This is a genomic window from Brevibacillus sp. IT-7CA2 (assembly GCF_949767855.1).
GTDB lineage: Bacteria > Bacillota > Bacilli > Brevibacillales > Brevibacillaceae > Brevibacillus.
The window spans coordinates 230,785-251,760 of the sequence record NZ_CATKQT010000033.1; the positions used below are offsets into that span (position 1 = coordinate 230,785).

Sequence of the window (20,976 nt, forward strand, 5' to 3'; positions counted from 1 at the left end):
ATTGTTGACATACTCTCGACACGAACGATAGGTAAAGTAAGAGATGTACATAGTGACACGAAAGAAATAGACAACGGGGAGAATGGAGGATTTTCTATGTTCAAGAAGCAATATCTGGCGATTGCCTCAGCGTTGATTCTGACTACCACACTTATTCCGACGAGCTCTCAAGCAGCGACTGGAACGAAGAATCTGCAAGCTAAGTACAACAACATTAAAGTTATCTATAACGGTGCAGCTGTTCCAACTACAATCGAACCATTTATCGTAAACGGAACCACGTACATCCCGCTGCGTATGATGGCGGACGTGTTCAGCAAGGATGTAGCATGGGATGGCACGAAGTACACCATCACGGTAAAAGACAAGGCGAACTCCCAGCACGCATCAGAGTTGGCTGCACGTGATGCTCAAATCAGAACCTTGCAAGGCACAATTGACAGCCTGAACAAACAGATTACTGATTTGAAAAACAGCAAGAGCAACAGAGATGATGACGATGATGTCCAAGATGACCTGGACGACCTGGAAGATCAACTCGACAAGGACTACGATGACTACGAAGATATCGAGTGGAAGTTCACGCTGAGTGGCGACGAAGATGATATCGATGTAGAAATCGCGGTCGACAAGGATGAATTTGAAGACGAATACGACGCTATGGATGATTCCGATTTCGAGGATCTCGTTGAAAAAGTAGTAGAAGATATCTGGGATGAGTTCGAAGATGCAGACATCGATGGTGAAATCGTTGATAGCAGCGATGACGACGAAAACCTGTACGATTTCTCTGCTGATGCTAGCGATGAAGAAATCAAATTCGATGGTGACGTTATCAACTAACTTCCCGCAAAGTGGGGACGTTTCTCACAAAAAAAGCCTTGCTCCTTTACATGGGATGCAAGGCTTTTTTCCTATTTTCCAAAAACATCAAAGGCAAATTTTAATACAAGGTTGTAAACTGATAGAATAGGAATACGTAGAGTATAGAGGGGACCATGCGAGAATTCGCGAATAGGAATGATTATATGTCTGTAAATCAGGTAGGGAAGATATGAAAAGCATATTATTGGTAGAAGATGAACTAGTGATATCGCGCGTGCTGAAGGCTTACTTGCAAAAGGCAGGGTATGAGGTCTGGCAAGCGAATGACGGGATCGAGGCCATGCAGCTTTTTGATGAAAAAAAGCCGGATTTGGTTCTATTGGATGTCATGCTCCCTGAACGCAATGGCTGGGAAATCCTCCAGTATATTCGCGAAAAGAGCTCCTGTCCGGTCATTATCATGACAGCGCTCGGCCAGACAGACCAAAAGCTCAAGGGACTGAATCAAGGAGCAGATGACTACATAACGAAGCCTTTTGTCGCGGACGAAGTAGTTGCGCGAGTAAATGCGGTGCTGCGCCGCTCTGTTATTTTGGTGAAAGATCAAGAGACTCGACTATTCGGAAGCTTGAAAATAAACTTTCAGTCCCATCACGTGACGTTGCACGGTCTCGAACTGACGTTTCACCCGCGCGATCTGTCCTTGCTGCTTTTTCTGGCACAAAATCCGAATCAGACCTTTACCCGTGAGCAGTTGATTGAACAAGTATGGGGAATAGACTACGGGGGGAGTGATCGTGCCGTAGACCTGGCGATCAAGCGGGTCAGAAAGACTCTGGAGAATTGGCCGGTTCATGAGGGCGAGATCAAGACGCAAAGAGGGGTTGGGTATCAATTCTGTGTTTATAAAAAATAATGAGCCCGTATCGCTGCTGCGCTATTGGACCACACGCTATCTGCTCACCCTCGTGATCGGGCTGCTCATCATTGGGGCTGTTTCTGCTTATTGGATCAAGTACGCTGCGATTGAAAAGCAGATCGAGGTCACGCGACTGTTTGCAGAGGAAGTGGCAGATCGAGTCGTCGATGATGTTGGGAATATTTTGGTGGGGGAAAAACTTCATCAGGTATTGGATAATCGGCGCAAGTTTATGGGTGTTGATCGCAACCTGATTTTGTTCATTGAAGATGTAAAGGGAGAGGTCGTTTACAGTCGACCAACCAAGCTTCCACCTCCCTTGCAGCAGGCAGCACCTGAATTGTTGGAGCAGGCGGATAGGTGGGATAAAGTGAGGCATCCGTCAGGTGAGACACTGTATGTAGTGAGGAAAAATTTGGAATACAATAATCAAGTCATTGGCATGGTGATCTTGCTTTTCCCAGAAACAGATATCAAAGTAGGTAAAGAAGAAATCCAATATTTGGTCATCATGCTGGGCAGTTTAGGTGTGCTTGGCTGGGCGGTTATTTATTTTCATGCGCGGAAGCTGTCTGAACCGATTCAAAATGTGGTGATGTCTGCTCGCCAGATCGTAGAAGGAAACTACGACGTCTTGATCAATAAAACGATCAAGGAAAAAGAAATTCACGAGCTGGTGCATACGTTTGCGGAAATGGCCGATCGTCTTCGGCAGCTGGAAAGTATGCGAACAGAGCTTTTAGCTGGAGTGACACACGAGCTGAAAACCCCCGTTACGTCGATTAGCGGATTAATCCAGGCAATTAACGACGAGGTGGTTTCCGGTGAGGAGCAGAAGGAGTTTTTAGAAATCTGCTTGAAGGAAACGAAGCGCTTGCAAAAAATGGTAGAGGATTTGCTTGACTTCAATTCATTTGCCGTAGGAGCGATCACCGTTTGTCAGGAAGAGCAAAACGTGAACAAGCTGATCCGCGAGATCGCCTCACAATGGCGGATTGTCCACGACCTCGGTCACGTCACGTTTACCGTTGAGGTTTTAGAAAAGCAGACGATGATCTATGTCGATCCGGGCCGTGTGCAGCAAATCTTGATTAACCTTTTGAACAACGCAAAACAGGCAGTCGGTGAGAATGGGAGCATAGCGCTCACTCTCTACGAGACGGACACGGATTTACGAATCGACGTCAAAGACGATGGGCCAGGAATACCCGCAAAGGAACAGCCTCTTGTGTTCGAGCGTTTCTTTCGGGGAAGCAATAAAAAAGACAAAGTACGTGGACTCGGTTTGGGATTGTCCTATTCTCGCATGATGGCGAAGGCTCTTGGCGGAGATCTCCTCCTCGCAAAAAGCACGTCAGAGGGATCTTTGTTTACGCTGATTTTGCCCATAAGCAAGGAGCAGAAAGAGGAGATTGCTTGAGAGCTTCACCGGCGTTGGTGGAGCTCTCTGATTTTCTGCATCAAGGGTTCTCCGATACTCGGAGCGAATTGATCGTAGACAGGCTGTAATGCTTCGATCCAGGCGGCACGTTCTTCGGCAGTCTGTATGTGGATGTGTATTCCCCCATTTTCTTGGAGTAAGCGCAGCTGTTTGTCATTCATGGAAACAGCTAATTGATTATTGTAAGCTGTCGCTTCCTGCATCGCTTCCGATATGGCCTGCTGAATATCGGCGGGGAGGTTGTTCCAAAACGTTTTATTAATCACGACGGTGTAGCCCAGATAGCTGTGATTGCTGATCGTCATGTTCTTTTGTACTTGATAGAGGCGTTTGGTGTACACATTGGAGATCGTATTTTCTTCGCCGTCTACTTTTCCGGCAGCCAGCATGCTGTATAATTCATTGAAGGAAGAGCCTACAGGGATTGCCTGGAGCGTGCGAAACTGAGCTTCGATCACGTTGCCTGGAATGATGCGCAAGCGTTGGCCGACAAAATCGGAAGGCATGATCAACGGGCGATTGGCTGTGACTTGCTTAAAGCCGCTTGCCCAGAAGGCCAGCCCTTTCATGTCGGAATCTTCAAGCTTATCGAATAGTATTTGACCGATTTCCCCATTGAATACGGTTTCGACATCCTCCTGGGATCGAAACAGATAAGGCAGATCAAGGACAGCCCACTCAGGAATCGTGTTCGACAGATAGGAGAATGCAGGGGCGATCATCTGGATCTCGCCGTTTTGCAAAGCAGTCATCTCGGTTTTCTCGGTATGAAGGATACTGTTGGGAAAGACTTGTACCTCTACACGTCCGTTTGTCTTTTCCTTCACTAGCTGGGAAAAGCGTTCGATGGTTAGCCCCTTCGGTGTATTTTCCGCGATCACGTGGCTGAACTTGATAATAATTTGATTGGACAGCCCTACCTGTTCTTCGTCGTATCCTCTGTTTTCTATCAGGAAATCTGGTCCGAAGCCTATAATGACAGCGCTCACAAGTCCGAGTATGAGAATGAATGTACTGGTTACCAACGATTTCATTTTCAAACACCTGCTAACATTTAATGAATTTGAGTTGCAAACCCAATGGAAAGGAAAGAACGAACCTGTTTGAACGCTTAACAATCAAATGGAAGATTATGCTGCTCTCCGTCGGAATCGTTCTTTTTTCCTTGATCATCGGAAACTTGATCATGGCCGGCGGGATTATTCGGATTACGGAAACCCAACTGGGACAACGACTGATGACTACAGCGCGCACGGTTGCGACGATTCCAAATGTACAAAAAAGCATTCAGGAACCAGACGGGTGGAGGGTGATCCAACCGACAGCAAACAACCTGCGCGTCGTCAACGATGTGACGTATATCGTCGTGCTGAATAAGGAGCGTGTCCGTTACTCAGACCCATTAGATGAGCGAATCGGTACGGTATTTATGGACCCAGCGGTTGATGAGGCCTATGCCGAGCACTCCTATTTTCAGAAAGTCAAAGGAGAGATGGGAACCGCTCTGCGGGCCTACGTGCCGATCATGGATGACCAGCATCAGCAAGTGGGTGTTGTCTTGGTCGGACGTGTCATGCCTGATGTTTGGGGGATCTTGTACACCGAGCGAAACAATATCGCCCTGACCTTTTTCTTCTCCTTATTGTTCGGGGTGTGGGGCTCCTATCAGTTGGCACGTCACATGAAAAAACAGATGCTCGACCTGGAGCCAGACGAAATCGCGCGAATCCTGGTAGAGCGAACCGCAACCTTCCATGCCATGCATGAGGGAGTCATCGCCATCGACAATCGGGAGCGAATCACAATCTTTAACGATAGGGCGAAGCAAATTTTTGGCATCGAAGGAGAGGTGCTGGGCAAACACATACGTTCTGTCCTGCACGACACAAGATTACCAGAAGTGCTGGAGCTTCGCCAGAATTTTACCAACACGGAAATTCACGTCGGCAATACGCTGCTTTGGTCGAACCGTTTTCTGATCAAGGTCGAGGAGAAGATCGTCGGTGCGATTGCGATTTTTCAGGACAGAACAGAAGTGGCGAGAATGGCGGAGGAGCTGACGGGCGTAAAAGAATTCGTCGGTGCGCTGCGGGTACAAAATCACGAGCACATGAATCATTTGCATACCATCGCAGGTTTGCTCCAGCTCCATCAGCATGAAAAGGCACTCGCGTATTTGTTCGAGGTCAATGAGCAACAGGAGGAGCTCACTTCCTTTTTAACAACACGGATTATGGATGAGAATTTATCTGGACTCTTGATTGGCAAAGTAAGTCGCGGAAGAGAGCTGGGCATCCGTGTTGTCATTGATCGCAGGAGTCATCTGGAACAATTTCCGCCGTATATGGATCATCACAATTTCGTGCTCATATTGGGAAATCTGATCGAGAATGCATTTGATTCACTGGAGCGAATCGAACGCGAGGAGAAGGAGATCATGATCAGTATCGAGCAAGACGAAGAGATTTGCTCCATCCTGGTGGAGGACAACGGAAACGGCATGGACGAAGAGACGCGCCGACACATGCTAGAACGGGGATTTTCTACGAAAGAACGAGCGCACCGTGGACTTGGTCTGCATCTGGTGCATCAGTTGGTCAATAAAGGGAGGGGCGAGCTGGTTTGCCATTCGGCACGCGGAGAAGGGGCCAGCTTTCTCATAACGTTTCCGATGGGGGAGGTGGAGAGTCATGGAGAAGGTTAACGATAACATTCGCGTACTGATTATGGAAGACGATCCGATGGTACAGGAAATCAACAAGCAGTTCATTGAGCGTGTCCGGGGCTTTGTCGTGGTCGGAATTGCAGCCAACGGGGCAGATGGACTTAAGCTAGTGAATGAGCTCACGCCTGATTTGGTGATCATTGATATTTTCATGCCGATCCAGGACGGGGTGAAAGCGTTGATGGAGTTGCGCGCCGCCAAACATGCTGTGGACGTCATCGTCGTGACAGCTGCAAAGGACAAGACCACGATCCAGTCCATGCTGCGCAATGGGGCGATGGACTATATTATCAAGCCGTTTCAGTTTGAACGGATCAAGCAGTCGTTGGAAAACTATCGGGAGTTTCGCCGACGGATTGATTGGGAGGGAACCGCATCCCAGGATGAGGTCGACCAGCTGTTATTCCGCAAAAGCCCGGAAAAAGAACAAGCCGATACCACTCCAGGCAGGGCAGTGCTTCCGAAGGGACTGCACGCTGTCACCATGGAGCAAATCATGCGCCAGGTCGAGAAAGAGAGTCAGCCACTATCGGCAGATGACGTGGCCGAACGCGTAGGGATTGCGAGAGTGACGGCCAGACGTTATTTGGACTATCTGGAGAAGAGCGGGAGTGTCAGAATGGATGTCAGCTATGGTGGGGTAGGCAGACCGACGAATCGCTATGTACGTGTCACTCCACAAGATGCGGGGGGCACGGGAGGTAGAGAGCGCCATGATCGATTATGAATCGTTAATAGGCTCGCTGTTTGATATCGTGCACGTAACAGACGCCGAAGGCAGAACCTTGTATGGCTCAGGACGATATGAGGAATTTTTCGGAATCGATCCCAAGGAGATGGTGGGCAAGCCAATCGAGGAGTTTTATCACCTCGGTTATTTTGCGCCAACGATCACGAGGCGGGTCATTCGTGACAAGAAAAAGATACACACGATTCAAACCACCCGGAAAAATCGCAAGCTTTTTGTGGAAGGCACACCGATTTGGGATCAGGACGGGAATTTTAGCGGAGTGGTTCATACTTTTATTGATATAACTAGCCAGGAGCAACTGCAGCAGGAATTAAATGAAGTCAAGTACGTTGGGACGGTCTTGCAGAGTGAAATGACCAAGGAGAACAACAGACAAAAAGGAGAGACTAGCTTGATCTACCGCAGTCAGTCCATGGAGCAGGTCGCCATGTTGGCCAAAAAACTGTCGCAGGTAGAATCATCCATGATCCTGTTAGGAGAATCAGGCGTCGGAAAAGGTGTGCTGGCAAAATACATCCACGAGTGCAGTCCGCGGGTGGACAAGCCATTCGTGCACATCAACTGCGGAGCCATTCCTGAGACATTGCTGGAGTCAGAGCTGTTTGGCTATGAAAAGGGTGCTTTTACAGGAGCGTTCAAAGATGGCAAGGCAGGTTTGATTGAAAAGGCAAACGGAGGCACGCTGTTTTTGGACGAGATCGGGGAGATGTCTCTCTCCTTGCAAGTGAAGCTGTTGAATGTGTTGCAAGAAAAAACGATTACACCCGTAGGTAGCTCTGTTTCGCGAAAAGTAGATGTAAAGCTGATCACGGCCACGAATAAAAACCTGCGGCAAATGGTCAAGGAAGGCAAGTTTCGCGAGGATTTGTACTATCGTATTCACGTCGTCCCATTGGAAATTCCACCGCTGCGCGAACGGCAGGAAGAGATACCCGTGCTCGTTCATTACTTTCTCAATGTCTTTTCGCAAAAGTACTGTTTGGAAAGACAGCTCGCAGATACCTGCTATCGCATCCTCAGTGAATACGATTGGCCTGGCAATGTGCGAGAGTTGGAAAATGTGGTGGAACGGCTCGTCGTCACGTCTCACGATGTCCTCATTACGCCCGCGCAAATTCCACGTTATATTCATAACCAAGAGTACAGTGAGCACAAAGGGATCAAGGTAGATCGTGTGATGGCGATGCAGGATGCCATGGATGAGGTGGAGCGCCAGCTCGTGCACCGGGCGTATGAGCAGCATAAGACGACGACAAAGGTAGCGGAAGCGCTCGGAATCAGCCAGCCGTCTGCAAGTCGCAAGCTACGAAAATGGCTATGCACCATTTGACACAGATGTACGATAATGGGGAGAGAACCCGGAGGAGGAGACTGGACAGATGAACAAAGGGAAAGCATTGCGAGCAGGAGATACAATCGGAGTAGTGGCAACCTCTAGCCCTGCTACAGAAGAAGTGCTGAACAAAGCAATGGCAGAGCTGCAAGGTTTGGGATACAAGGTGAAAATATCGGATACGTGCCGAGAATCGTACGGTGGGTATTTGGCGGGAACTGCTGAGCAACGGGCGGCTGAACTGAATGCCATGTTCGTCGAAGAGGAAGTGGACGGGATCATGTGCATGCGCGGCGGTTACGGTTCCCCGCAAATTCTGTCCTTGCTCGACTATGACCGCATCGCCCAAAACCCGAAGCTGTTTATCGGCTACAGCGACATTACGGCGCTGCATACCGTTTTCGGACAGCGTGCGAATATGGCTACCCTTCACGGGCCGATGGCTACCTCAGACATCGCGCATGGACTGGATGACTGGTCCAAGCAATATTTGCTACGCGCCATGACTCGCCCCGAGCCATTGGGAGCGATCATTAATCCGCCTGGGGAAGAAATCGTCTGTCTCGTCGAAGGTCAGGCAGCTGGTCCCGTAGTCGGCGGGAATCTCGCCCTCGTCTCCGCTTTGATGGGGACGCCTTACCAGCTCGATACGAGAGGCAAGCTGTTGTTCCTGGAGGATATCGACGAAGAGCCGTACCGGATTGACCGCATGCTGACACAGCTTGCCCAGGGTGGCTTGTTTGATGATTGTGCAGGCGTCGTCATCGGGACATGGACCGATTGTGAGCCGAAAAAGCGCGAAGGCTTCTCTGTCTGGGATGTGTTTCAAAATATCGTCGTACCGTACGGAAAGCCGACCATCTGGAACATTCAGATCGGACATGGCGCGTGCAACATCGCTCTCCCTCTGGGCGTAGAGGCTAGTCTCGATGCGACAAACGGTGAACTGGTGATCGAAGAGAGTGTAACCATATAGTGTGAATATGTTTGAATTCAAAAAGGCTTCCCCAACTCTTGTAGCGTTGGTGGGAGCCTTTTTGGGTTACTTAGAAAAATAAGGAAACAGGACGTTTGACCCATAAAATATTTTCCAATTTATCCCGATTATTAGATGGAATGTAAAAATAAGACGGAATATGGAAGTTGCTTGCGGAGGATTTTTTTGGAAGGGGAGATAGGTCTAATGATGCTAGCGTTACTTCAAGCACTTGCCATGGGGTTGTTCAGCCCCGAGTACTCATATGTCGTGCGGGGAGCGACCCTCAAGTGCAGCAAGGGAACTGACCCCGGTATATTGAATTTGCCCTTGTGCCATGGCGTTTATAGCCTAGACAAGCCTGTCATGAATGTTGCCGATCACGTCCCCGGAGTGAATATCGGATGCTTTGGGTTTTGCACAGCGGCAGGAGGAGGACTTTGTGTGCCACAGACGCCCTCGAAATGGACAGATGGAAAGCACGATGTGCTCATCGACAACGAGCATGCCTTACTGAGCAAGTCGCAGCTAGTCTGCAATCTGTCAGGCATCATCACGATTGAAAAAGACGGTCAGGATTGACGCTTCCCGCGCTTGCTAGAGAAGGAGGGGAGAGAACATGCAGCGTACGAACGGCGTCATGACCTATCAGGATATAAAAGTCGTTTGGCCATATGGACCGATCCGGCTAGATCAGCTGGAGTTCGTCCATCAAACAGGCACACACGCCAAGCTCACGATTACAGGAATTGTTCCGGAAGACAAAGAGGACGAGATCATCAATCGTGCCGGCACTCACGATCCCATCGAGCTGTATAAGGTGGAAGGCGGGCAAAAACAGCCTATTTTCATGGGGCGGCTGGATCATGTGGAGATCAAGGTCGTACGAGACATTCACTACGTCACAATAAAGGCCGTGTCGCATACATATGCGTTGGATCTGAGCGTGAAAACACGTTCGTTTCAACAGGTGAATCGGTTGTACCGGGATGTCGTAGACGAGATCATGTCCGTCTATCACGGTGGAGATGTCATCGATCAAGCCTTCGACGACCGTCAGCAAGGCAATTTCATCATGCAGTACGAGGAGACAGACTGGACCTTTTTAAAGCGAATCGCTTCCCATGTCGGAGCCGTCCTCGTACCGGATTTGAGTGCGCATAAGGTACGCTTGTGGATCGGCATGCCCGAGGGTCGCAAGCAAATCAAGCTGGAAGAAGAATCGCCATACGAGGTCAACCGGGCCATCGCGCCGTACATGAAAAAAGCAGCAAACGGCTCCTCGTCTGTAAGCGAGTACCAGTACACGACGTACACCTTCGATTACGACGACCTGCTACAAATCGGGGATGAGGTGCAGCGGGAAGGGCAAACGTTTGTCATTACGAAAGTCACTGGGAAGCTGGAGCAGGGACTCCTGAGATGGAGCTACGTATGCGCCGTGCCTGAATCCGTCAAGCAATCGAAGCTGTACAACAAGGCCATCATCGGTGCGGCGATCGACGGAAAAGTGATTCAAATCGGTCGCAATCAGGTCAAGCTCCACCTGAACATGGACAAAAAGCAAGAGCCAAGCAAGGCACAGTGGTTCCCGTATGCAGCGGAAGGCAACCAAATTTTGTACCTCATGCCCGAGCTCGGCTCAAAGGTAAAGCTGTACTTCCCGAGTGCCGATGAAGACGACGGTATGGTCATGAACTCCGTGCGCCATGCGCCCAAAGGAGCGGCTGCCGAGAAGCAGGAGCGGCAAATGCAGGACCCCGGTGTGAAAACGTTTGGGAATCCGCAGGGGAAAGAGTTTACGCTCGGGGATAAAGAGCTGACGATGACTGCTCAGGAAGGGATGCTCTACATCTCGATGAACAAGGATGTTGGCGTCAGTCTGAAAAGTACCTCGAATGTGAATATAAGTGCGAGTGGTGCCCTGACCCTGAAAGGGGCAGCCGTGTCTTTGTCCGGGACGCAGAGCTTGTCCGTGAAAACGGCGTCGGATACGATAGAACTATTGGAGGAAAACAAATCCAGTAGTGAGGAGATTAAGCTGGAGGCGTCTAAGCGAACGAAGTACGACCAGTTATTTAGTGAATTTGAGAAACAAGTGCAGGCTAAAGGTTTTGAAGCAGTGAAAAAAGAGCGAATGCGGGCAAATTTTGACGCAGAAACGCAGGGGAACAAAGAGTTCTGGGGGGATAGTTTATCCGCGTTGTGGGGTGCTGTGGTTGATACAGCAGATATTGCGTTTACCGCATTAATGCTCGGCAACTCCGAAGAAATTTATGAAGGGGTAAGTGGTAAAGAGGTAGGATCACTTACCGAGCGAAATATCATGGCAAAGGGAGTCGCGGATCGTGCTACCAGTGCCTTGAATTACGCAGGAGATGTACTCACGGGGAATAAATCGGCGAGAGAAATAGGAACAGATGCATTAGAAACGGCTTGGTCAGGTGCAAAAGGAGTCTACAGCGATGTCATAGAACCCTTTGTAAAAGATGGGCAATACATGTTGGAAGACACACAAGGCGGCATGTGGACCAGGTCGATCGAAGAAAGCTACGAAAAAGGCCGAAATAGAGGCAAGCAAGATCTGGTTATCGCCGAGCTAGTGGTAAGCCGTGGGGCTTTGTCTGCCTATAAGCAGGCAGCTAAACAGACAATTGACCTAGGTCCAGATGGGGATTCCCAACGTGGAAAACGAGACGGTGGAAATGGAACGGGGTTACTTCTCGATGGTGCAGATAACAACCGGAACGGTAGCTCATCCCTAAAGGGTGGGAAGCTAAAGACGCAGGCTAAAAGCTTTCCAGAGACGTTTACTGAATTACAAGAAGAGGTTGAAAAACTTCTCAAGCAGATGGGGAAAGTTGTTGTTCTCAGAGACGCTCATACGGGTCAATCTAGGGTTTATTGGGCTCGGCATGATGATTTGTCTGGTAATGGAGGCGGTGGTGGAGGGAATCATCGTCGAAGTGATAATGGTAATGAGGGGACGGGTAATGATGCTTATGGGGGGTATTTCAAACGTAAACAGCAGAGAACAGAAGAGTACAATTCCAAAATAGCTGATAAGCAAAAAATTGTTGGAGACGATACGAATGGTTACAGACTCGTAGAACCAACAAAGTGGATGGAACAGATGGGAATGACTCAGATTAAAGAAAAATTAAAAAGAAAATCTTGGTCAGATAGTAATGGATTTAATTGGCAGTGGGATTCGCAACATGGTAAGTTGGAAAAATGGAATAAACGAAGGACAGAACATCTAGGAGAGTTTGATCCTGTGACAGGTAAGCAAACTAAAGATGGTGAACCTAAAAGAAGATGGGATGGTTAATATCATGGAACATGGACAGCGTTTTGTTGAAGAATTTCCTGAGGTTGGAGAATTACTTGAACAGTTATTGGTTAAAAGAGAATTAGACGAATGGTATAAAAAGAAATGTGCTGAAAAACTAGATGTACCAATTGAACTTAATGAGATTGGAAATCTAAAGGAAATTGAGTGTAGGAATATGTTCAGCCCTTCAGCAGATATTTTAATACATCTGCAGGATATATCAGGTAAGGAAGGTTTTCTACTTTCTCAACAAATAAATATAAAAGTTTCAAAATTAATCCCAATTTATATTTTAGATTTTAGTTATTCATTAAGGCATAACTTGATAGAAGGTGCTTTGGAAATAATTGGTACAGCGGAATCTTTAGAAATGATACAAGGAATTAATCAAATCAATAGGATCATGACTTTAAAAGGGTATTCTGAGATTAGCCATCTTTATGATTTCTATGATACAGTTTATGAGTGGGATGTCCTACCTAGTATTAAACCTTTCAATAGGAGATTAACTTTAGGAGATGCTTTATTTACGGATGTGTTGGAACTATGTTAGCTCTGAGGAGCCGATCATCTCGATCTGTCAAAAATTTAGTGTAAACCCTATGTAGGTAATAGTAATCCTATATTCCCCCACATGGCTTTTTCGTTCTTTATATGAATGCGGCGGTTGACATAGCCCCCGCCCAGTGCCGAATGAACTCGTCATTCAACCAATCAGATACCTAACCCACGTAATAACCGTATAGGGATTTCTTCATTTTGGTTGTACCGACATGAAGCTTGAATTTTAACGTAATAGTATTACAGCGAACAGGTCGATTATGGTCAGATACCACCATGATTGACCTGTTTTTATATGCAGATGATTTTGTACCTCGTGCCCGAGCTCGGCTCAAAGGTAAAGCTGTACTTTCCAAGCACCGATGAAGATGACGGCATGGTCATGAACTCCGTGCGGACCGTTCGTCAGGCGTTTCCAACGATATTAAGTGCGTTTGAAAAGGACGTTCAGGAAAACGGTTTGGCTGCCGTCATGTTGCCCAGAACTGTCAACAACCAAGTAGCTGAGGCGAAAGGGAAGATAGATGCTCTCGGAGATACCTTGTTAGGCTTGTGGAATGTGGTAGTAGATGCCGGAGATATTGCATCGACCGTGTTACCGACAACGTATCTGGTAGACGCGATTTACGAAGGGGTGACTGGAGAAGAGCGACCTTCTCTCCTCGAACGGAATGATCTCGCTAGAGGAGCTGTAGAAGGGGCTACAAATGCAGTCAATTATGTGGGAGATACGGTAACGGGCAATAAATCGTGGGAACAAATTAAATCCGATGCAAAGTCGTTTGGACAAGGGCTATACGATGACTATATCGATCCATTCGTGAAAGACGCCCAATACGATCAAGATAACTTGTTTAAAGGCGGTCTGTGGACCAGATCGGAAGAAGAGAGCTATGCGAAAGGCCAGAATGAGTTTAAGAAAGACATGGTGGTTGCGGAAGTAGCGGTAAGTGCTCTTAGTGCTGGTACAGGTACAGCCGTTACGCGGACAGTGAAAATGGCCAATAAGCTGGATGGGCCGAATGGCAAGAAAAAGTCAGGTGACCATGAGGGAAATGGAAAAGGTGTCCTTTTGCCTAATTCCAGTATCGATGATGCAATGAGCGCCATGCTTAAGGATGGAAAGCTAAAGACGCATGGTAAGAGTTTTGCAGAGTCGATGATTGAGTTACAAGAAAAAGTTGATAAGTTCCTCAAGCAGATGAATGGTGTGTTTAATGGAAGAGTTGTAGTTCTCAGAGATGCTGTTACGGGTCAACCTATGGTTTATTGGATGCGGCATGATGATTTGCCTGGTAATGGAGGCGGTGGTGGAGGTAATCATCGTCGTAGGGATGGGAAGGAAGACTGGGAGAGAGAAGAAAGAGAGAGAAGAGACAGAGAAGAAAGAGAGAGAAGAGAACAAGAGCAGAGGGATTCTGAGGGTAAGGGGAACGTGGCATCATACCCATCTAGAACTCCAGAGGCTACTGCAGAAGCACAAAATGTGGTAGGTGAGCTTAATAAAATACTTGGAGATGGTAAAAGAGCCCCAAATCCAGTCGTTTCTGTAATAACGCACGAAGATGGAACGGTTTCAGTTGGGATTTCAGGTGAAGCAAGTCCTAAAAATATTGAAACAGCAAGACAATTACAAAATGCGTTAAATAAAAAATATGGAGATAAATACACTGTAAAGGCTGAACCGATGCCAACAGAAAAACTAGATACAATAGAGGGTAGTAATACTGCAGGTACATGTGCAGAATCAAAAGTAGTAAATGCTGCACATGATAACCCAAGTAAAATAACGGGTATGGATACTGTTTGGCGCTCATCTAAAAAAGAAAATCCGTATCCATATGCAGAAGGTTCAAACCAAATGAATCCATGTTTAACGTGTAGTGATATAAAAAATATAGAGGAGTACATGAAATATGCAAATGCCAATAAAAAGTAATCACATCCCACCCATAGGAGATTGTACAAATCTTTTTGAACGATTATCAAAATATATATCAAGATTTGATGAGAAATGGGAAAATGAAATAGAACCAGCAAAAAAAGAGGACATAGATACGCTAAAAAATCTAACACAAATTAATAAATATAACTATCATTTTCCTAAAGAATATGAGGTTTATTTAAATTATATGGGGCAGGATGATAAGGGTTTACTAAAAACTCAACTTCCCGGATATGCTTCAATTTCTGAGATAATTAATTCTTATGAAGGGATACATGAGGAAGCACCAGACACTTTAAGTGATAAATATATACATTTTTTTCAAAAAGAATTATTTGATGGTCAACTATCATTTGATTTTACCCAAACTGATAATCCTCAGATTGTTATGACTGATGAGGATAGCCAGTTTGTAAGTTATTTTGCAGATAACTTTGAAAAACTCTTATTTCAATGTGCATTTAGTAAATATGAAAGATTAAATTATGATAAGTGTATAATCTTTGCTGGATCACCTAATATGCTTAAAGAAGCAATACAGAAGCATAATGAATCGGATGTTTTTGGCATAATTGATAAATTTTTAAAAACATATGATTTTCAAAAAGCTTGGTTTAGTGACCTGACCCATCACATAGGTTTTAAAGACGGCATTAGCTTTTACATCGATAGTAGAAATAATTCATTGCGTGGGTTTATAGCAGGTGATTTAGATAAACAAATCGACATTATTGGTGAAACCTTACTAGCTGAATTATGTGTTAATAAAAAAAATTAAAGCTTTCACCATGCTTATATGCAAAGTTTTACACTAATATTGGCGTGTCAACACTGATTTTGAAAAGGATTTCTTGAAAAATACTACTATGCTTGAAGTAGGCAACCGAGTCTGTCAAAAATTTTGTGTAACCATTTACAATCCCAACATCAAGATCGTACAATACAACCAACAAACCACAATACGAGTCTGTAAAATATTCTGTGTAAACTCTCAACCTCGTAACTACAATTAGTCTTAGAAAGGTTGGGAGATTTTTTATGATGTCAAAAGAGCAGATCAAACAGTGGATCAAAGAGAAGGATATGAAGTCTGTGGACGATGTACAGTCGGCTTTGAAGGATTTGTTTGCTGAAACGATCCAAGAAATGCTCGAAGCAGAAATGGAGTCCTCTCTTGGATATGCGAAGCATGACATGAAAAGAAAGCGGACAACAAATAGTCGTAATGGATACAGTAAAAAAACGGGTCTGTCAAAAGTTTTGTGTAAACCAGTTTACAAGTCCAACAACGTGATCGTACAATACAACCAATTAATCAAACGCTAACTACTTAAAAACTTGATAAACTTTCAAAGGCTTATTCCAACTCGAATGAGGGGAGGAATGAGCCTTTTGTGTATACAGAGGAATTAACTATATGAATGTCCCGAGCTTAGAAGTGGGAGATGGCATAGTTGTACACGCCATGTGCCATCGTCAAAAGAATGGAATTGCATAGTAAGGTGCTGTAGTTGATACAGCAGATATTGTGTTTACCACAGCAACGCTCGGTGGCTCAGAAGGAATTTATGAATGGGTGAGTGGAGAAGACGTAGGATCACTTACCGAGCGAAATATCATGGCAAAGGGAGTCGCGGATCGTGCTACCAGTGCCTTGAATTACGCAGGAGATGTAATCACGGGGAATAAATCGGCGAGAGAAATAGGAACAGATGCATTAGAAACGGCTTGGTCAGGTGCAAAAGGAGTCTACAGCGATGTCATAGAACCCTTTGTAAAAGATGGGCAATACATGTTGGAAGACACACAAGGCGGCAGTTGGACCAGGTCGATTGAAGAAAGCTACGAAAAAGGCCGAAATAGAGGCAAGCAAGATTTGGTTATTGCCGAGCTGCTACTCAGCCGTGGGGCTGCGTCTGCCTATAAGCAGGGAGCCAAAAAGGTAATTGACTTGGAGCCAGATGGGCATGCCCAACATGGAAAACGAGATGGTGGGAATAGGACGGGATTACTTCTCGATGGCGCAGATAACCACCGGAACAGTAGCTCATCGCTAAAGGGTGGGAAGCTAAAGACGCAGGCTAAAAGCTTCACAGAGTCGCTTACTGATTTACAAAAACAGGTTGATAAGCTTCTTAAGCAGATGGGGAACATGCTTGGTGGAGTTGCTGTTTTCAGAGAGGTTTATACGGGTGAATATAGGTTTTATTTTGTTCGGCATGATGATTTGCCTGGTAATGGAGGCGGTGGTGGAGGGAATCATCGTCGTAATGATAATGGTAATGAGGGGACGGGTAATAGTGGTATACCAAAAGGCTTTGAGAAGCTTGCTAAATCAGCAAATGATATTAGCGAGAAAGCTAAAGAAGGAAAAATTAAATATGGAAGTGGTTACCATGGTAGGCTTGGAAAAGAGAAGGAACTAGAAATATTATCTAATTATGATGCTATTTATGTAGCAGGTAATAACTCACAGAACTTGATTTATAGGAAGGGAGGAAATGTGGTAATAGTTGAAAGCAAAGGCAGTGGTAAAGGAAATGTAATTACAAGTTATGGACAAGACGGAGCAAGGGGAAAAAGTGGTGCCGCTATTTTTGGTGGTGAAGCCACAGATCTAGGAATGCCCGTTACACATGACATAATTATTACTGGGGTACCAACTCCTAGTGGGAAGAATATGCCACCTGCTACTCAAATATTACCATGAAAAAATGAAGATACAGATTAATGATAGACAGTTTATAAGTAATTCAGAAGTAAGATGGTACATGTCAAGTCAAGTTGTATGGATTGGTAAAGAGAAAAATTATTATGAAATAGAAGAGTTAATTGGTAAGTGTTATGGAAGTTATAAGTGGTTGTGGTCTGATGAAGATACAATATTATTTGATCAAGAACATTTGAATTTTATAGGAGCAGTAATAAAGTTAAATGAACCAATAATCGTAAAGAGAGATAAGATCAATATAAATTCAATAGAAGAAAAGTATGGGAGCATTGAAATAAGTGAGAAGAGGAATTTTGATTGTAAATTATCAGATTTTACCGAGTACTATCTTGAAGATGATATACTACTGACCCATTCAAATAAGTGGGACGTAAATAACTTTTCCATTGAAATAAAAATAACCTCAGATTTTTCAGTTATTGTACAGAATAATGAGATGATGGGAATTATGATTTACAAGGCAAGTACTCATCTATTGCCAGAGGGTATTTACCAAATTGGTGAAAATGAAAATATAGATTCAGACTTGTGCCTAAAGATTGCTAGTTATTTTAAATTACTTGAGAAAATAGACGATGATTTAACACAACATGAAGAGTTAGAATTGAAAAAATCATTTATGGAAATTTATGATCAAGTTTTGCCATATGATAAACTAGGTTATATTGCACTAAGAGACACTATATTAAATGTAGTAGACTATATGTAATTTGGGGGCAATATTCATTGTGTAAGCTTTTTCTGTAGAAGTAAAAATAACACCATACAATACAGACCAGACTCTAAAAATGCTTGCCCTCTTTTTCATCCATCGCTATACTGCAAAATATTTCGAATAAGCATCCGACGAAAGAGGATGGGCAGCGACTGTTCAAAAAGCCCCACCTAGTGTCGAATAAACATCATTCTCTCAATCACCCACTTAATCCATGTAATGCCCGTATAAAGGTTTCTTCATTTTTGTTGTGCGCACACTTAACTTAATAGCGTCATGTTGAACAGGTCAATTATGGTCAGATACCACCATGATTGACCTGTTTTTATATGCAGATGATTTTGTACCTCATGCCCGAGCTAGGCTCAAAGGTCAAGCGGTACCTTCCGAGCGCCGATGAAGACAACGGCATGGTCATGAACTCCGTGCGGAGGTTCGTCATGCGTTTCTGACGATATTAAGTGAATTTGAAAAGGACGTTCAGGAAAATGGCTTGGCCGCCGTCATGTTGCGCAGAACTGTCAACAACCAATTATCTGAGGCGAAAGGGAAGATAGATGCTCTCGGAGATACCTTGTTAGGCTTGTGGAATGTGGTAGTAGATGCCGGAGATATTGCGTCGACCGCGTTACCAACATCGTATCTGGTAGACGCCATTTATGAAGGGGTGACTGGAGAAGAGCGGCCTTCTCTCCTCGAACGAAATGATCTCGCTAGAGGAGCTGTAGACGGCGCTACAAATGCAGTCAATTATGTGGGAGATACGGTAACGGGCAATAAATCGTGGGAACAAATCAAATCCGATGCAAAGTCGTTTGGACAAGGACTATACGATGACTATATCGATCCATTCGCTAAAGACGCCCAATACGATCAAGATAACTTGTTTAAAGGCGGTCTGTGGACCAGATCAGAAGAACAAAGCTATGAGAAGGGCCAGAATGAGTTTAAGAAAGACATGGTGGTAGCAGAGGTAGCGGTAAGTGCTCTTAGTGCTGGTACAGGTACAGCAGTCATGCGGACAGTGAAACTGGCCGATAAGCTCGATGGGCCAGGTGGTCGAAAGGGTTTGGATGGTGGCGGAGGAAAAGGAATAGGTGGACTATTGCTTAACTCTGTCGATGATATGATGGATGGCGGAGCTTCGATTTTTGATGGGAAGATGAAGACAAGCGCTAAGACACCGGGTGATAAGCAGGCAGAGATTCAAGCACTAGTTGAAAAGTTACAAATGAAAATGAAAGAACAGTCGAATAAAGAGGTTGATGATAGACTGGATGGCGGGAAGGGCCATACTGGTTCTCGTGCCCCAGAAACCCAAACGAGACATGCTGAAAAATCTCTCGATATTCCAAATAAAAATGTATTACCAAAGGTAGTGAACGGGGATTCTGGATATTCGAATTATTCTCCGTCGATGAATAGCAAGGCTAATAGTACTAACAAAAATAATTCTCAAGGAAGTAATAAGCCAGATACTGAGGCGAGGACAGGGCATGCTCAACATGCTGAAAAACCTCAAGACATTCCTGATAAGAAGGATTTACCAAAGGTAGTGAACGGAGATTTTGGGAATTCGAATAACTCTACACCTCCAAAGGGTAAAGGTGATAGTACTGAGAAAAATGATCCTCAAGGAAATAATAAGCCAGATACTGAGGGGACGGGAAAAGCTGGTTCTGTCAACAGAGTTTTTAGGGAAGCGACCGAAGAAGATAAGAAATTGATAGATGATGTGAGGAAGAGGTTTAACGCAGGAAAAACTAAAAATGTCGCATTAACTAAGGGGGAAATAGATGGTGAATCAATAAATCTTGAATCAATGAGTGGGTATGATCCAAATAATCCAAATCATAAGGATAACTATCCTAGACCACCTGAAAATCACTATAAATATAGTGGGTCAGATAATAAAGGAAGGTTGCAAGATACAGAGCAAAAGATGATAGAATATCTGAGAGAAAGGTTCAAAAATAATCCTGATGTTGAAGGCAGTATTGAAATTATTTCACATAACCCTATTTGTAAAAGTTGTAATGATATTATTGATCAATTTCAAATTGATTTTCCGAATATCAAAGTCACGAGAGTTCAAATCTTGGATGACTTGAATTGAGTAGAATATGGAGGAGATTTAACATGGATATTTCAAATAAGGGTGATTTAAAGGAATTCTTATTAACATTAGAAAAAAAATCATACCCAATGAAGCCTTGTAGTGAAGATGAGCTAACAAAACTAAAACATTTTTCTCCGACAAAAACGCTGCCCTCGAATTATTTAGATTTTATGAGTAAGTTTGGGAATGGTGCAGAGTTTTTGACTGGTACACATTATACTATGAAGTATATACTAGAGTTAAAAGAATGGGCTGTTGAACTTTTAGAGGAAAATAGTTTCTCAAAAAAACTCACAGATAATCAGTTTGTGTTTATGATGCACCAAGGATATATGTTTTGGTTTTTCAATTTGGATGAGGGTGATAATCCTTCAGTATATCTTTACGATGAAAGTCTTAATCTAACGGAGTTTAAGAAAGTCAGCGATACTCTTTCTGAATATTTAATTTCACTATACGACTAAAGAGAATTGAGTAATTATTTTCAATTAATATTTTTTAATTGTTTTTCACGAATAATCTATCCACCGCCACAATGCGAACTAGCTGCCGTGTTGTGGTTTTTTTATTCGCCGCTATATACTAAATAATACATTTATAC

At 44.7% G+C, this 20,976-nt stretch carries 17 protein-coding genes and 1 pseudogene; 17 read left to right on the top strand and 1 reads right to left on the bottom strand.

The genetic code is table 11. From position 1 onward, the window contains the following. The first annotated feature begins 96 nt into the window (after positions 1–96). From ACM6JA_RS17765 to ACM6JA_RS17775, 3 genes are all read left to right on the top strand, one after another. Complete coding sequence (locus tag ACM6JA_RS17765; RefSeq protein ID WP_414853389.1) at positions 97–843, top strand: stalk domain-containing protein; 747 nt, start codon at positions 97–99, stop codon at positions 841–843. Between the two features lie 211 nt (positions 844–1,054). Next, positions 1,055–1,741 (top strand): response regulator transcription factor, encoded by a 687-nt coding sequence (locus ACM6JA_RS17770; protein ID WP_414853390.1) that lies wholly within the window; start codon positions 1,055–1,057, stop codon positions 1,739–1,741. Then, entirely contained in the window at positions 1,710–3,164 is a 1,455-nt protein-coding gene (locus ACM6JA_RS17775; RefSeq protein ID WP_414853688.1) for an ATP-binding protein, read from the top strand. Before ACM6JA_RS17770 ends, ACM6JA_RS17775 begins: the two co-directional genes overlap by 32 nt. Before the next feature lie 5 nt (positions 3,165–3,169). Here the strand turns inward: ACM6JA_RS17775 and ACM6JA_RS17780 are convergent, their stop codons facing one another. Beyond that, on the bottom strand, positions 3,170–4,219 hold the full coding sequence (locus ACM6JA_RS17780; RefSeq protein WP_414853391.1) for a DctP family TRAP transporter solute-binding subunit: 1,050 nt from the start codon (positions 4,217–4,219) through the stop codon (positions 3,170–3,172). Positions 4,220–4,317: 98 nt separating this feature from the next. Here ACM6JA_RS17780 and ACM6JA_RS17785 point away from each other — a divergent pair, with 98 nt between their 5' ends. From ACM6JA_RS17785 to ACM6JA_RS17850, 14 genes and pseudogenes are all read left to right on the top strand, one after another. Further along, the gene (locus ACM6JA_RS17785; RefSeq protein ID WP_414853689.1) at positions 4,318–5,889 is read left to right on the top strand and encodes an ATP-binding protein; all 1,572 of its coding nucleotides are present in this window, start codon (positions 4,318–4,320) and stop codon (positions 5,887–5,889) included. Continuing rightward, the gene (locus ACM6JA_RS17790) at positions 5,876–6,637 is read left to right on the top strand and encodes a response regulator (RefSeq protein WP_414853392.1); all 762 of its coding nucleotides are present in this window, start codon (positions 5,876–5,878) and stop codon (positions 6,635–6,637) included. The genes ACM6JA_RS17785 and ACM6JA_RS17790 overlap by 14 nt, the downstream gene beginning before the upstream one ends. Next, positions 6,624–7,991, top strand: a complete 1,368-nt coding sequence (locus ACM6JA_RS17795; RefSeq protein ID WP_414853393.1) for a sigma-54 interaction domain-containing protein — start codon at positions 6,624–6,626, stop codon at positions 7,989–7,991. The genes ACM6JA_RS17790 and ACM6JA_RS17795 overlap by 14 nt, the downstream gene beginning before the upstream one ends. A 49-nt stretch (positions 7,992–8,040) precedes the next feature. After that, on the top strand, positions 8,041–8,970 hold the full coding sequence (locus tag ACM6JA_RS17800; RefSeq protein WP_414853394.1) for a S66 peptidase family protein: 930 nt from the start codon (positions 8,041–8,043) through the stop codon (positions 8,968–8,970). A 207-nt stretch (positions 8,971–9,177) separates the two neighbouring features. After that, a complete protein-coding gene (locus ACM6JA_RS17805; protein ID WP_414853395.1) occupies positions 9,178–9,552 on the top strand; it encodes a DUF4280 domain-containing protein in 375 nt (124 codons plus the stop codon). A gap of 37 nt (positions 9,553–9,589) precedes the next feature. Then, positions 9,590–12,301 carry a colicin E3/pyocin S6 family cytotoxin gene (locus tag ACM6JA_RS17810; protein WP_414853396.1) on the top strand — a complete coding sequence of 904 codons (2,712 nt, stop codon included), beginning with the start codon at positions 9,590–9,592 and terminating at the stop codon, positions 12,299–12,301. A gap of 4 nt (positions 12,302–12,305) precedes the next feature. Continuing rightward, on the top strand, positions 12,306–12,857 hold the full coding sequence (locus ACM6JA_RS17815) for a hypothetical protein (RefSeq protein WP_414853397.1): 552 nt from the start codon (positions 12,306–12,308) through the stop codon (positions 12,855–12,857). Positions 12,858–13,181: 324 nt separating this feature from the next. Next, positions 13,182–14,804 (top strand): hypothetical protein, encoded by a 1,623-nt coding sequence (locus tag ACM6JA_RS17820; protein WP_414853398.1) that lies wholly within the window; start codon positions 13,182–13,184, stop codon positions 14,802–14,804. Next, positions 14,782–15,588: an SMI1/KNR4 family protein gene (locus ACM6JA_RS17825; RefSeq protein ID WP_414853399.1), complete on the top strand. Its 807-nt coding sequence runs from the start codon at positions 14,782–14,784 to the stop codon at positions 15,586–15,588. The genes ACM6JA_RS17820 and ACM6JA_RS17825 overlap by 23 nt, the downstream gene beginning before the upstream one ends. Positions 15,589–15,848: 260 nt before the next feature. Continuing rightward, a pseudogene (locus ACM6JA_RS17830) lies at positions 15,849–16,055 on the top strand (transposase); the annotation flags it as partial. A gap of 373 nt (positions 16,056–16,428) precedes the next feature. Then, a complete protein-coding gene (locus tag ACM6JA_RS17835) occupies positions 16,429–17,520 on the top strand; it encodes a hypothetical protein (RefSeq protein ID WP_414853400.1) in 1,092 nt (363 codons plus the stop codon). Positions 17,521–17,524: 4 nt separating this feature from the next. After that, positions 17,525–18,250: a hypothetical protein gene (locus tag ACM6JA_RS17840; protein WP_414853401.1), complete on the top strand. Its 726-nt coding sequence runs from the start codon at positions 17,525–17,527 to the stop codon at positions 18,248–18,250. Positions 18,251–18,761: 511 nt separating this feature from the next. Beyond that, the gene (locus ACM6JA_RS17845) at positions 18,762–20,372 is read left to right on the top strand and encodes a deaminase domain-containing protein (protein ID WP_414853402.1); all 1,611 of its coding nucleotides are present in this window, start codon (positions 18,762–18,764) and stop codon (positions 20,370–20,372) included. A 23-nt stretch (positions 20,373–20,395) separates the two neighbouring features. After that, on the top strand, positions 20,396–20,839 hold the full coding sequence (locus tag ACM6JA_RS17850) for an SMI1/KNR4 family protein (RefSeq protein WP_138755668.1): 444 nt from the start codon (positions 20,396–20,398) through the stop codon (positions 20,837–20,839). Positions 20,840–20,976: the final 137 nt, after the last annotated feature.